Annotated in this window: 14 protein-coding genes; 9 read left to right on the top strand and 5 right to left on the bottom strand. The window is 67.3% G+C overall.

Annotation, left to right across the window (positions count from 1 at the left end; genetic code table 11):
- Positions 1–19: 19 nt before the first annotated feature.
- Genes epsG through epsL form a run of 5 tightly spaced genes read right to left on the bottom strand, consistent with a single transcriptional unit; the run spans position 20 to position 5,302 of the window.
- Entirely contained in the window at positions 20–889 is an 870-nt protein-coding gene (epsG, locus tag NFW30_RS04590) for a chain length determinant protein tyrosine kinase EpsG (protein ID WP_295351923.1), read from the bottom strand.
- Positions 886–2,325, bottom strand: coding sequence for a chain length determinant protein EpsF (gene epsF, locus NFW30_RS04585; RefSeq protein WP_295351920.1), 1,440 nt, complete (start codon positions 2,323–2,325; stop codon positions 886–888). Before epsF ends, epsG begins: the two co-directional genes overlap by 4 nt.
- Before the next feature lie 25 nt (positions 2,326–2,350).
- Positions 2,351–3,151, bottom strand: a complete 801-nt coding sequence (gene epsE, locus NFW30_RS04580; protein WP_295351918.1) for a polysaccharide export protein EpsE — start codon at positions 3,149–3,151, stop codon at positions 2,351–2,353.
- A gap of 26 nt (positions 3,152–3,177) precedes the next feature.
- Positions 3,178–4,095, bottom strand: coding sequence for an EpsD family peptidyl-prolyl cis-trans isomerase (locus tag NFW30_RS04575; RefSeq protein ID WP_295351915.1), 918 nt, complete (start codon positions 4,093–4,095; stop codon positions 3,178–3,180).
- Between the two features lie 43 nt (positions 4,096–4,138).
- Positions 4,139–5,302 (bottom strand): XrtB/PEP-CTERM-associated polysaccharide biosynthesis outer membrane protein EpsL, encoded by a 1,164-nt coding sequence (gene epsL / locus NFW30_RS04570; protein ID WP_363322066.1) that lies wholly within the window; start codon positions 5,300–5,302, stop codon positions 4,139–4,141.
- 618 nt (positions 5,303–5,920) lie between these two features.
- Here epsL and NFW30_RS04565 point away from each other — a divergent pair.
- The 9 genes from NFW30_RS04565 to NFW30_RS04525 all read left to right on the top strand — a co-directional run bounded on the left by NFW30_RS04565 (position 5,921) and on the right by NFW30_RS04525 (position 13,294).
- Complete coding sequence (locus tag NFW30_RS04565; protein ID WP_295351910.1) at positions 5,921–7,006, top strand: calcium/sodium antiporter; 1,086 nt, start codon at positions 5,921–5,923, stop codon at positions 7,004–7,006.
- Positions 6,960–9,281 (top strand): hydrogen gas-evolving membrane-bound hydrogenase subunit E, encoded by a 2,322-nt coding sequence (gene mbhE, locus NFW30_RS04560; RefSeq protein ID WP_295351905.1) that lies wholly within the window; start codon positions 6,960–6,962, stop codon positions 9,279–9,281. The genes NFW30_RS04565 and mbhE overlap by 47 nt, the downstream gene beginning before the upstream one ends.
- Positions 9,281–9,712, top strand: coding sequence for an MnhB domain-containing protein (locus NFW30_RS04555; protein ID WP_295351902.1), 432 nt, complete (start codon positions 9,281–9,283; stop codon positions 9,710–9,712). Before mbhE ends, NFW30_RS04555 begins: the two co-directional genes overlap by 1 nt.
- Entirely contained in the window at positions 9,709–10,095 is a 387-nt protein-coding gene (locus tag NFW30_RS04550) for an NADH-quinone oxidoreductase subunit K (RefSeq protein WP_295351900.1), read from the top strand. The genes NFW30_RS04555 and NFW30_RS04550 overlap by 4 nt, the downstream gene beginning before the upstream one ends.
- A complete protein-coding gene (locus tag NFW30_RS04545) occupies positions 10,095–11,543 on the top strand; it encodes a proton-conducting transporter membrane subunit (RefSeq protein WP_295351897.1) in 1,449 nt (482 codons plus the stop codon). The genes NFW30_RS04550 and NFW30_RS04545 overlap by 1 nt, the downstream gene beginning before the upstream one ends.
- Positions 11,543–11,881 (top strand): Na+/H+ antiporter subunit E, encoded by a 339-nt coding sequence (locus tag NFW30_RS04540; RefSeq protein ID WP_295351894.1) that lies wholly within the window; start codon positions 11,543–11,545, stop codon positions 11,879–11,881. Before NFW30_RS04545 ends, NFW30_RS04540 begins: the two co-directional genes overlap by 1 nt.
- On the top strand, positions 11,878–12,168 hold the full coding sequence (locus tag NFW30_RS04535; protein WP_295351891.1) for a monovalent cation/H+ antiporter complex subunit F: 291 nt from the start codon (positions 11,878–11,880) through the stop codon (positions 12,166–12,168). Before NFW30_RS04540 ends, NFW30_RS04535 begins: the two co-directional genes overlap by 4 nt.
- The gene (mnhG, locus tag NFW30_RS04530; protein WP_295351888.1) at positions 12,165–12,494 is read left to right on the top strand and encodes a monovalent cation/H(+) antiporter subunit G; all 330 of its coding nucleotides are present in this window, start codon (positions 12,165–12,167) and stop codon (positions 12,492–12,494) included. The genes NFW30_RS04535 and mnhG overlap by 4 nt, the downstream gene beginning before the upstream one ends.
- Positions 12,495–12,667: 173 nt before the next feature.
- Complete coding sequence (locus tag NFW30_RS04525) at positions 12,668–13,294, top strand: GSU2403 family nucleotidyltransferase fold protein (RefSeq protein WP_295351885.1); 627 nt, start codon at positions 12,668–12,670, stop codon at positions 13,292–13,294.
- Positions 13,295–13,317 lie beyond the last annotated feature (23 nt).

Raw genomic sequence — 13,317 nt, 5'->3', positions numbered from 1 at the left:
GCCGTTTGCGCGTCGTGTCTCAGCCGTTGTTGAGCACCGTGCCGATGACGGCCACGTTGCCCTGCTGCAGTGAGGAGACGAGAGACTGGATGTTTCGGATCAGGCTGACGTCGCGCCGGGCGACGACCAGCGCACCGCCCAATTGCGCCGCAACAAACTGGTAATCGGCGCTCTCGCCGGCCGCAGGCGTGTCGACGACGACCACCTCATGCTGCGTCTGGAGCCCCGCCATCAGCTCGGCGAACTGCGGCCGACAGAGCAACTCCTGCGGGTTGGGCGGCACAGCCCCAGCGGGGAGTACCGACAGGTCGATCATCCCCGGGATCCGCGTGATCGCCTCACCGACCTCGACCCGTCCGGCCAGTACGCTCGACAGACCTTGCCGGTTCGGCAACCGGAACAATCCGTGTTGGCGCGGTCTGCGCAGGTCGGCGTCGACGAGCAGCGTGCGCTGACCCAGTTGAGAGAAGACGACCGCCAGGTTCGCGGCGATGAAACTGCGTCCCTCGCCGGTGTCGGGGCTGACGACGGCGAGAGCCCTGCGCCCAGACCGCGCATCCAGCCAGCGCATCATGAGCTGGCTGCGCAGCGCGCGGAGTTGCTCGACGATCGGGCTGAACGGCCTGAACGCGGCGACGACTTCCTCGCTGACCGAGTCGTCGCCGGGAGCCAGGAAAGGATAGCCATACTGGCGCGCGAGCGCCTGCTGTATGTCTTCCTCGCAGATCAGGCCGAGTGCGACGCCAGCGGCGCCAAAGCGGATTCCCTCTGTCTTCTGGCGATCGAGCACGAGCTCGGCCGCTTCGGGCGTCAGTCTACCGCTGTCGATCAGAATCGCGCCGATCGACGGCCCCGGTTCCGCCGGGATCTTCTGGATCATCAGGTTCATCGTCCCACCTCCGCGACTTGCAGTCGAGCATCCGTCCTACCCTTGCGCAGCGACAGGCTGCGCCAGAATCGCCGCTGCCACGTCCCGGCAGCGGGGGGCTTGCTCGACTCGAGAGTGACCAGGACCGGGACGTCGAGCATCAGGACGAGATCGTCGGCCGAGCGCACAGGCCGTTGAGCCAGCTCGAGAGCGAGCGCCGCTCCGACGCCGAGCAGGGTGCCGAGAAAGATCGACACCAGCAGGTTGAGAACGATCCTCGGGCTGGACGGTTTGAGCGGCTCCGAAGCCGGGGTGAGCACGGCAACGTTCGTCTGCAGTGACTGCGACTCGAGCTTGCTCTGCGTCATCCGTTGGCCGATCGCGTCGAAACCGCGTTGTGCCGTTTCCACCTCGCGCGCCAGCACGCTGATCTCGTCACGCTGTTTCTTCAGGTCGAGCACCTTTTTCCGTTGCGCCTCGATCGCCGCCTGCAGCTCGACCTCCTTTGCCTGGCTGACCCGACCGGCCGTACCGATCGAGCTGGTGACCTTCACCGTCTCGCTCTTCAGGCGCGCCTTGAGCTCGTTGACCTCGGCCAGGGTGCGCTGGTATTGCGGATGGTTCTCGCCGAGGTTGCCCGAGAGCTCCTTGAGCCGCGACTCGAGGCGCGCGACGTCGGCCTTGAGCTGGTTGATCAACGGATTCGTCATCACTTCCTGCAGCGTGTCCGAGCTGCCGAACTTCTGCTTGCTGGCAGAATCCGCTCCCTGTGACTCGGCTTGCGTGAGCTGTGACGAGAGCTCGTTGTACTTCTGCATCTCGTAGTCCAGTCGCTCATCGGTGGCGATGATGCCGCTTTCCTGCTGGAAGTCGGACAACGCCTTCTGCGCAGCCTCGAGGCGCTCGCGCTGCGCCTTCACCTGACCGTCGAACCAGGCGGCGTACTGCTTTGCGGGCTCGACGCGCAGCTCGATCGTCGTGTCGATGTACGCCTGGGCGAAGGCGTTCGCCACCGTCGCCGCGAAGGCCGGGTCCTGACCGGCAAAGCCGATGTTGATGACGTTGCTCTCGCGCGAGGGCTTCACATCAAGCTTCTTCTGCAGCAACTCGGCGAGCCAGTCGGTGATCCGGCCCTTGCCATCGGTGTCCTCGAGCCACTGCTCCTGGATCAGTGGACTCTCATCCATGCGCAACAATTTCACCACCCTTTGCGCGGTCCGGTCGCTGTTCACGATGTCGACCTGGGTCGCCATGTAGCCCGGTGCCATCATCCCCGGCAGCACCATGCCGGCGATCGGATCGGGCGACTTGACATCGACGACCACCGCCGTCGTGGCCTTGTACTGCTTCGGCAGCAACAGGCTGACGATCAGCGTCGTCATGACCGTCAGGCCTAGAACCGCCAGAGCCAACCGGCGGCGCGCCCAGAGAATCAGAAAAAATTGTTGCAGCGTCATGGATTTCTCTTGCTCGCCGGTGAGATCAGAAGAGGCTTTCCTGCACCTGGATGACGTCGTCGGCGCGCACCAGATCGGATTTTTCGGGAGCGATCTCGGTGACTCTGCCATCGGCTCCGCGGCGATGGATGCGCATGCTGCGCTCGGTGCCACGAAGCGTCAGGCCACCGCCCTGAACCAGCGCCTGCAGCACGGTCATGTCGCGCTCGATGCGGTAGGGACCGGGCCGCTGTACCTCGCCGTAGATGTAGAAGACCGGTGCGCGATGGACGTAGATCACGTCGCCACCGGCGACGAGGACATCCTCGTTGCTGCGCTCGGGGCCGAACAGCGCGGGCACATCGATCTCGCGGCGAAACGGCTTGCCTTCCCGGATTCCCGACAGGATGACGACGTCGGAACCGCCCGCAACCGCGCCGCCGGCCGTTGCCAGCATGTCGGAGAGACGCGTGTTGCCGGTCTCGATCGGGTAGCGGCCAGGGCGGCTGACCATGCCGAGGACCGACACCTGATTGCCGCGGACCTGGGTGAGCAGGATGTTGACCTGCGGCTTCTGGACGAACCCGCCTTCGCGCAGTTTGTCTGCAATCGCCTTCTCCGCTTCGGGAATCGTGTTGCCGCCAAGCTGGACGGAGCCGATCAGCGGATAGGTGATGATGCCGCTGTCGGCAACGCGTGTCTCGACGGTCAGGTCCGGGTTCTGGAAAACGCTGATCCTGATCGCGTCGCCGGCCCCGAGGCGATAATCGGGGGCACGGTCCTGCGCCCGCGCCGGCGCCGCGACCAGCAACTGCAGCGCCAACAGAATCCCCAGCAGCAGTTTCATGCCATGGTTCATGGTTCTCTCGCTTCTCACTTGAGGCCGGCAACGCCCTTGTTGATCACGGCTTCGCTGGCGGTTGGCGCCGCCTTCTCGGCCACCGGCGCGGCCGGCTTGCTGCCGGCGAAGTCTCCGGCATACTCGATCTTCGCCTTGGCCCGCAATTGCTTCATCGCTTCGGTCGCGCGATCGGCCTTCTGCTTGTTGATCAGGTAGCTTTCGATGTAGGACGGCGCCTTGCCTTCGTCCATCGGATCGGGCTTCGTCGCCAGCACGGTGACGATCGCCGCCTTGCCGGCGTCCTCGAAGAGCTGCGGCTGCCCCTCCTTCGCCGCCGCCAGTCGTGGCAGCGCGTCCAGGGAAATCTGCTCGGCGGCCTTGACCGCGACGCCGCCGCTGACGGCGACACCGTCGGTGCGCAGCGCGGCCAGAACTTCTGCCGAGCTCTTGCCCCTGGCCAGCTGTTCCTTCACCCTGCCGACGAGTTCCGGTGTGCCGGCAAAGTTGATCTCTTCCAGCCGATAGACCTTGCGCTTGGCGAAGAGCTCGGGATGGTCGTTGTAGTAAGCCCGGATTTCGGTCGCCGATGGCTTGACGCCGCCGCCACCGGCCTGCTCCAGGTAGGCGCGCGCCAGGACCTCGCGGCGAGAGGCCTCGAGCATCTGCATGACGTTCGGTGTACGATCGAGTTTCATCTCGACGGCCTGTTGCACCGCCAGTTCCTGGTCGATCAACCCTTCAAGGACCTGCCGTCTGGCGCCATCAACCTGGTCCGCAGGGATCGAAGGCGTGCGCTGCAGGATGAAATTGATCTGGTGCACCGAGACCTCGCCGCCATTGACCTTCGCCGCCACCTGTGTGGCCGGCTTCTTCTCCGATGAACCGCCGCCGCAGGCCGTGATGGCGAGCGCCGAGACAAGCAGGGTGAGGATCGTTTTCGGGGCGTTCACGTGCATCCTTTCTGAACTGATGGTGGAAGGTGTCGGCTGGCGTCTAATACTGAAGCGTGGCCGACACGAAAGCGGTGCGATCCCGGTACTCATTTAGTTCGTAATTCGAGTCGCGCTTCTGCAGGGTGACGCCAGCCTTGAACTGCAGCCAGCGCGCCGCCTGGTAGGCGACATCGAAGGCAAGTCGTGCGGTCTTGTCCTCACGTTGCGGGACGCCAGCCGGCAGCGGGACGATCGCACCACGGTAATCCTGGCGCCCATAACCGAGCAGACCATTGACGGTGATCTTGTTCGTCGCCAGCCACTGCGCCGACAAAGCGACATCGTCGAGGACGTAATAACTGGTGGTGAGCTGCTGATAGGCCTCGAGGGCCCGGATGTAGGCCAGCGTCAGGGTGCTCTTGCCGCTGATCGCATAGGCGTACTGCAGATTGCCGGCCAGCCCGGCATAATCCCGCTGCGAAAAATGCTGATACTGGCGGTCGAGATATTCGACTCGCCCGCGCAACTGACTGAGCCCGCTCAGGCGCCACGCGAAGTCGAGCTGGTAGTTGTCCTGCGTGAAACCGTTGTCGAACTGGAAGACACTGTTGAAGGGCCGCTTCGAGTAATTGCCCTCGAGGTGGACGACGCGTGCGGTCGCCGAGTTGCCCGCGGCGCCGAGATAACGCAGACCGAAATTGTAGCCATCCGCATCATAATCGCCGTCGACACTGGTTTGCACCTGATTGTCCAGGCTCGTCGACAGCACCCCGGCGATCGCTGCCCAGCTCGAATGGAACCAGTAATTGGCCTCGAAGCGGTTGAGCTCGTAGGTCTGTACGTTCCTTCGACCGAGAGTGCGGTCATTGGCATAATCGTTGGGCAACTGGCTGCGCTGGAACGCCAGCTCGCCCGTCCAGCGTGTGCCCGCGGCCCACAACCATTTGGCATCGTAGTTGAGTGCGGTGAAGTCGAGGTAATCGTTGCGCCGGTAGCGGTAATCGATCACGTTGACGTTGGCGATGACACGCTGCAGACCGATTGCCTTGTCGAAATTGAGACCAAGCGTCGTCGTCGTGATCGTATCCGACTTCGGGTCGGCCGACGACGGCAGCCGGAAGAGGTTGTCATCCGAGAGAACGGAGACACTCGCATTCAGGTTGATCACGTCGCCCTGGTCCGCCCAAAGCAGGGACGGCTGGATCAGAGCGCAACAAGAAATCATGGTCAGGAGCTTTCCACAAGAAGTCGTCATCGATGCATGCCACCAGTGGCGCGGGAAGCTGGCGGGGCTGCGGCCGGGCGCACGTCTCCCAAACCGGCGCGGATCATTTACCGCGCGCTCCACACTGCCGGGAACCAAGTCCCGGCAAGCCTTCGCGAAAAGGTGCTGCCTGTCGATCCAATGCCACATATCTTCCATCGTTCCCATTTGCACGGCCGTGCGCTAAGTCACAGCTCGATATCGATTCATCGGCCGTCATGTTGCGGCAGACAGCCGCGGTCGCCCGTCTGGCTGCGTCGGACACCCCATCCCGCGCACAGTCTACAATGCATGCACTGATATATTGCGGAAATGGCCCGATCGACGAGCGGCCCGCCGCGGTGACCGCAAGCAGATGCAGCGCGGCTGCGGCGACGGATCGCCTGCAGTGGCGATGCGTCGGCGACCGCCGGGCGAGCGGCAGAGCGGGAACCTTTGTTTCCGGCAAGCGTCAGTGTGCGTACGCCGCAGGCGGCAGCGGGCGGGCACGGTTTGAGGCAGCAAGCAACGACCGCAACGGCGGCTCATCGCGCGGCCGCGTGATCGCCCGACGGACTGCAACGACAGGGAAATGGACACATGATGCTTCTGCTCTTCGGCCTCGGTCTCGTGGCGCTGATCGCCGGCGCCCAGGTACTGGTCCGCGGCGCCTCGAAACTGGCGCTGTCCTTCGGCATTTCGCCGCTCGTCGTCGGCCTCACGGTCGTCGCCTTCGGCACCAGCGCGCCCGAGCTGGCCGTCTCGCTGCGCTCGTCCTTCGCCGGCCAGGTGGACATCGCGCTCGGCAACGTCGTCGGCAGCAACATCTTCAACGTCCTCTTCATCCTCGGCCTCGCAGCGCTGATCTCGCCGCTGGTGGTCGCCCCGCAACTGATCCGGCAGGAAGTGCCGATCATGATCGGCGCCTCGCTGCTCGTTCTCGCGCTGGCCTTCGACGGCCAGGTCGGGCGCGTCGATGGCGGCTTGCTCTTCGGTCTCCTGCTGGGGTACACGCTGTTCCTGGTCCGCCAGAGCCGCCGCGAGAGCCGCGCGACGCAGGCGGAGTACGGCGCGCAGGAGGTGCTCAGCGATACCGCCGCCTGGGACCGGCACTGGGGCGTCCAGCTGCTGCTGATCGCCGGCGGACTGGTGCTGCTCGTCATCGGTGCCGGCTGGTTGGTCGATGCCGCGGTGAGCTTTGCCCGCATCCTCGGATTGAGCGAAGCCGTCATTGGCCTGACGATCGTCGCCGCCGGCACCTCGCTGCCCGAAGTCGCGACTTCGCTGGTCGCCACCTGGCGCGGCGAGCGCGACATCGCGGTCGGCAACGTCATCGGCAGCAACACTTTCAACCTGCTCGGCGTCCTCGGTCTTTCCGCCCTGCTGGCGCCGGCCGGGCTGCCGGTGGGCGCGGCCATGATCGCCTTCGACCTGCCGGTGATGATCGCCGTCGCCCTCGCCTGCCTGCCGATCTTTTTCAGCGGCCACCTCATCGCGCGCTGGGAAGGCGCGCTCTTCTTCGCCTATTACGTCGCCTACACCGCCTGGCTGCTGCTTGCCGCGCAGCAGCACGCGGCAACGGCTGCCTACGGCAGCGTCATGGTCGGCTTCGTGCTGCCACTGACGGCGGTGACGCTCGGTGTCATTGCCTGGCGCGAATGGCGGGCGCGCCACGGCGCGCCATGAGGAGATGAGCGCTGCCCGCAGCGACGCACCGCTGGCGTGGACAGCGGGCGCGTCGGCGCTGCCCTGGGCACTGCTGCCGGCGAGCCTGTTCGGCCTGCTGGTCGGCGGGCTGATCAGCGTACCGCTGCCGTGGCGCGTTTCGTGGCGCTGGATCCCGGCGCTTGATCTGCATTTCGCTCTCTACGTCGACGGGCTTGCGGCGCAGTTCCTGTTGCTCATCACCGGCATCGGCACGCTGGTTGCCGTGTACGGCGCCGGCTATCTGGCCGGCGACCGACGACGCTGGCGCGTCTTCACCCTGCTCCTGCTGTTCATGCTGGCGATGATCGGCGCCGTCAGCAGCGATCACCTGCTCCTGCTCTTCGTCTTCTGGGAGCTGACCAGCGTCCTCTCGTTCCTCCTCGTCGGTTTCGATCACGCGCGCGAGAGCAGCCGCAAGGCGGCGCAGCAGGCGCTGCTGATCACTGGCACGGGCGGGCTGTTCCTCCTCGCCGGGATCATCCTGCTGGCCGAGATCGGCGGCAGTTACTCACTGCGACAACTGATCGCCGCCGCACCGGCAATCGCCGCCGATGCGCGCCTGCCCGCCGCGCTGACGCTGCTCTTCATCGGTGCGTTCAGCAAGTCGGCGCAGTTTCCCTTCCACTTCTGGCTGCCCAACGCCATGGCGGCGCCAACCCCGGTCAGCGCTTACCTGCATTCGGCAACCCTCGTCAAGCTGGGCATCTACCTGCTGGCCCGGCTCGACGCCGCGTTCAGCGATCTGCCGTTCTGGGAGTACTCGCTGGTCGGCGTCGGCACGCTCACCGCCGTCGTCGCCGCCGTACAGACGGTACGCGAGCGCGACCTGAAGCGCATTCTGGCGTGGTCGACGGTGGCCACCCTGGGCACCCTGACGATGCTCGTCGGCCTGCCCGGACACGGCGCCGCCCTCGCCGTCGCGGCGCTGTTCTTTGCGCACGCGCTGTACAAGGCGCCGCTGTTCTTCGTCGCCGGCAATCTCGACCACGGCGCCGGCACCCGCGACATCGACCGCCTGACCGGCATGCGCCGCCACCTGCCATGGACTGCCGTTGCCGCCCTGCTCGCCGCGCTGTCGATGGCCGGCCTGCCGCTGTCCTTCGGCTTCGTCGCCAAGGACGCGATGACCCTCGCCAAGGTCGAAGCGGGTGTCTTCGCGCTGGTCAGCCATGCGACGCTGTTCGTCGGCAGCGTCTCGGTGGCGGTGGCGGCAGTGGCGGCGATCCACATCTTCTGGGGCCGCGACGCCGCCGATCGCACCACCCACCCGCACGAGGCGCCGTTGCCGATGCTGCTGCCGCCACTGCTGCTGGTCGCTCTTGCCGTGCTGTTCGGGTTGCGCCCGACCCTCGTCGACCCCCTGCTCGGCGCGGCGGCGCAGGCGATCGCACCGAGCTTCGACCCGCTGCAGGTCGACTCGTCCTATGACGCGTGGCCGGTGGCCGAGGCGAGCATCGCCACCCTGGTTTTCGGGGTCCTCATCTATTTCGGCTGGGATCGCCTGCACGCGCTGCTCGACCGGGCGAGGGATCTCGATGAACTCGGGCCGGAAAGCTGGTATTGGCGGAAGCTGAAGTTCGTGCACAGGTTGGCCGCCTGGCTGACGCGGCGCCTGCAGCACGGCGCCCTGCCGGGTTACCTGCTGACGCTGGCCGGCGCCGTGACCCTCATGCTGCTGGCGGCGCTGCTCGTAGCCGGAGCGGAGGCCGCTTGGCCATCGCCCGCACCGCTGCCGCTGCCGGTCGTCGGCTGCGCGCTGCTCATCGCCGGCGGCGCGCTGGCCGCGGTGCTGGTGCGTGATCACCTGGTCCTGCTGCTGGTCAGCGGTCTCGTCGGCTACGGCAGCGCGCTGCTCTTCCTGTTCACCGGTGCCCCCGACCTGGCGTTGACCCAGTTCGCCGTCGAGACGGTCTTCGTCGTCGTCGCCGCCACGACACTGCGCCGGCTGCGCCAGATGCCGGCGCCGCTGCCGGTGGCGGCCAGCGAAGCGCGCTGGCGACCGCTGGCGCTGCTCGTCGCGCTCGCCTTCAGCCTCGCCCTGAGCGCCCTGCTGCTACTGGCGGCGGGCCTGCCGTTCGACACGCAGCTGTCGGACTTCTTCGCCGCCGAAAGCCTGCCGGCAGCGCATGGCCGCAATGTCGTCAATGTGATCATCGTCGACTTCCGGGCGCTCGACACGCTGGGCGAGATCGCTGTCGTCGCCCTGGCGCTGGTCGCCGCGCTGCCGCTGCTGCGGCGCGCGGGGAGGAGCTGATGGGCCCGCGCGCACTGCTCGCCGAGATCTTCCTGCGCGTCCTGCATCCGGCGCTGCTGCTGGCCTCGTTGTGGATCCTGCTGCGCGGCCACAATGCGCCGGGCGGCGGCTTCATCGGCGGTCTGCTGGCGGTGGCGGCGAGCGCTGCCGTCGCGCTCACCTTCACCGCCGCCGAAGCGCGCCGGCGACTGCCGCTGCCGCCCACCCCGCTGGCGGCGCTCGGCGTCCTGCTCGCCCTGCTCAGCGGCCTGCCGGGCGTGCTTGGCGGGCACCCCTTCCTGACCCACCTGTGGTTCATCGTCCCGCTGCCGGTCAGCGAACTGCCGCTGTCCACGGTGATCCTCTTCGATCTCGGCGTCTACCTCGCCGTCTGGGGCGCCGTCGGCGGCTTCTGCCTGTCGCTGCTGGCGGCGGTCGAGGCGGAGCGATGATCTGGGCCGTCGCCCTCGCCCTGGCGGCGGTGATCGCCGCCGGCACCTACCTGGCCTCTTCGCGCGACCTGCTGCGCTGCCTGATCGGTCTCGCGCTGGTCGGCAACGGCATCAACCTGCTGGTCTTCGCCAGCGGCCGCCTGCTCAGCCAGATGCCACCCTTCGTTGCCAGCGGCGCGCAGCAGCTCGCGGTCGCGGCGAATCCCTTGCCGCAGGCACTGGTGCTGACGGCGATCGTCATCAGCTTCGTCCTCCTGTGCTTCTCGCTGGTGCTCGCCATCCGCCTGCTGCAGACCGCCGGCAGTGCCGATACCGCGAAGCTGCGGGCAGCCGAACCGGTCGCCGTCGAAGGCAGCAAGCCGGCGCTCGAGGAGACCGCCTGATGCTCGTCCTGACGCCGCTGCTGGTGCCGCTCGCCACCGCCCTCGTCTGCCTGCTGCTGCCGCCGGCCTGGCAGCAGCGTGCCAGCCTGGCTGGGGCACTGCTGCTGCCCGCCTGCGGCCTCGCCCTCGCCGGCGAGGTCGTCAGCAACGGTCCGCTGACGGTCGTCGCCGGTGGCTGGCCCCTGCCCTTCGGCATCGAGTTCGCAGCCGACCGGCTGAGCGCCGCGCTGGTCCTCGTCGCCGCGCTGATGTTGAACGTCGTCCTGCTCTGGCAGGCCGGCGGCAGCGCCGACGCTGCGCCCGCCGCGCCGACCCTGCAGCCGCTGCTGCAGGGCCTGGTGGCCGGCGCCGGCGCCGCTTTCGTCACCGCCGACCTGTTCAACCTCTATGTCTGGTTCGAACTGACGCTGATCTGCGCGCTCGGCCTGCTCGCCCTCCGTGGCGGCCTGCGCCAGCTCGATGCGACGCTCAAGTATTTCGTCCTCAACGTCTTCGGCACGCTGCTGCTGCTGGCAGCGGTGGCGCTGCTCTACGCCGCCACCGGCCAGCTCAACTTCCGCGCCCTGGGTGCGGCAACGGCGGCGCTGCCGGCGGGCATCGCCCTGCCGCTGCTCACCCTGCTGTCGCTCGCCTTCCTGATCAAGGCGGCAGCCTTCCCCTTCTTCGCCTGGCTGCCGGCTTCCTACCACACCCTGCCGGCGCCGCTGCTGGCGCTTTTTTCGGCGCTGCTGGCAAAGATCGGCCTCTACGCACTGGTCCGCACCCTCGGCGCCGTCTTTCAGCCAGCGCCGGACCTGCTCTTCGCCGTGCTCGGCTGGATCGCCGTCGTGTCGATGCTCAGCGGCGCCCTCGGCGCCGCCTATCATTGGGACCTGCGGCGCATCCTGGCCTTCCACAGCATCAGCCAGATCGGTTACATCCTGCTCGCCATCGCCCTCGCATCGCCTGCCGGCAACGCCGCAGCGATCCTCTTCATGCTGCATCACAGCCTGGTCAAGGCGGCTCTGATCCTGACTGCAGCCCTGATTTTCCACGCCTGCGGCCACTACGACCTGCGACGCGTCGGCGGACTGTACGCCGGCCGACCCGGGCTGAGCCTGGTATTCCTGCTGCTCGCCCTGTCGCTGATCGGCATTCCGCCGTCGAGCGGTTTCTGGAGCAAGTTCCTGGTCGTTCGCCAGACGCTGCTCCAGGGCGAGTACCTGTGGGCCGCATTTGCGCTGGCTGCGGGCGCGGTGACCCTGTACTCGATGCTCAAGATCTGGCTGGAGGCCTTCTGGAAACCGCACCCGGACGAGTCCTGGCGCGCCCCGGCGAACGACCGCCTGCTGCCGGCGCACGCCGCGCTCGGCGGACTGCTGCTGCTCATCCTTTCCTTCGGGCTGCTGCCGGAGAGCTGGATCGCCTACGTCATGGCCGCCGCCGACAGCCTGCGTGGAGGCAGCTGATGCGCCGCCCCGCCGCACTCGTCCGCCTGTTGCTGCGCTTCATGCTGCACTGCATTGTGTCGGGCATCGCGACCGCGCGCATCATCCTGCGCCGCCGGCCGGCGCGCTCCGGGCTGGTGCGCCTGCGTACCGCGCCGATGAGCGAAGCAGGCGCGGCGGTCCTCGCCGCGCTGGTCACGCTGACGCCCGGCAGCAGCGTCATCGACATCGATCCCGAACGCCGCGAGATGCTCCTGCACCTGCTCGACCTCGATGGAGCCGACGGCACCGTCGCCGGCATCCGGCGCGACTTCGAGCCCGATGTCGTGCTGCTCTTTCCGGCCGGAGTGCGGCGATGAGCAGCCTGTCGATCGACCTGCTGGTGGCCGTCGTGCTCGTCGCCGTCGCCCTCGCGGTGCTGCGCTTCGTGCGCGGCCCGAGCGACGCCGATCGCCTGATCGCGCTCGACATCCTCTTCGCGGCAGCCATCGCGCTCTGCTGTGCAGCGGCGCTGTCCTCCGGCCAGGTGTTGTTTCTCGACGTCGCGATCGGCGTCGCCCTGATCGGCTTCGTCGCGACACTGGCCTGGGCGCGACTGATCTCCCGCCGACGGGCCGCCGATTCCTCCACCGACGGCGAGCCATGACCTACGCCGGCTCCCTGTTGCTCGCCCTCGGCGCCCTCTTGCTGCTGCTCGCCAGCATCGGCCTGTTCAGCCTGCGCGACAGCCTGTCGCGCCAGCATGCGGCGACCAAGGCGGGATCGCTGGCCGTCGCCTGCATCGTCCTCGGCGCCGCGCTGCTGGCTGGCGACGCCGCCTGGATCGGCCGCGCGTTCGCCATCATCGCCATCGTCTGGCTGACGCTGCCGGTAGCCTCGCACGTCCTCGCCCGCGCCGCGCTGCGCGAGCAGGCGGAAACGATCGACCGCGAGCGGCTGCCGCTGTTCGAAGGCGACGACCGCGCCGCCTGAGCGCTTCGCCGGCGTCGACGATTCCCCACCACGGTCGCTGGCGATCGGCAGGCGCCGATGACTGGTGGCGACGCGCTGCGATGCAACCCGGCCCCGGCAAGCGCCGGCCACCTTGACCCGGGTCGACCGTATCCTCTATGCTCGGCCTTTGACGGATACGGGATGAACCACCGATGAGTGCGCTGTACCGATCCCATCCAGCAGCCTTGATGGTGCTGTTTGCCGACCTGGAAAACCACGCCCGCGGACGCGCCAGGGTCTTCGTCGGCACGGCCGGGAGCGTGCTCGAGCGCAGCAATGCGGATGGGTTTCGCTTTTACGCCCACCAGTTCTACGACGGCGACGGCAGGAAGCGAGAACGTTACCTGGCTGGTCCCATCGGGGCACCGGAAGCCGATGCGTCCGCCCGGACGATGCGGCTGGCCATCGTTGACACCAAGGCCGCCTCGACTTCGCTGCGGCTTCTCGGGCGTGAGGGGTTTGCGCTGGCCGACGCCAAGACTTACGCGACCCTGGCCAGCCTGCACAACCACGGCGTATTTCAGGCGGGTGGGGTGCTGATCGGATCCCATGCCTACGGCTTGCTCCTGAATCAACTGGGTGTGGTCGGCGCACGCTATGCCACCGAAGACATCGACATCGCGCGACGCGAGAAGCTGGCTTTTCCCGAACTTCCGGAAGCCAGCTTCCTGGAAATGCTGCAAGCCACCGGTATTCCCTTCGTCGAAGTGCCGCAACTGGATGCTCGACAGCCGTCGACCTCGTTCAAGGTGTTACGTCTTCCTCTCCCAGAGGGCTGAGGCGCTCGCTCATCCCGCGAACG

The sequence above is a fragment of the Accumulibacter sp. genome, assembly GCF_023806635.1.
Taxonomy (GTDB): domain Bacteria; phylum Pseudomonadota; class Gammaproteobacteria; order Burkholderiales; family Rhodocyclaceae; genus Accumulibacter.
Note: the sequence above shows the minus strand (reverse complement) of the source record. Positions and strands in the feature narration are given on the sequence as shown.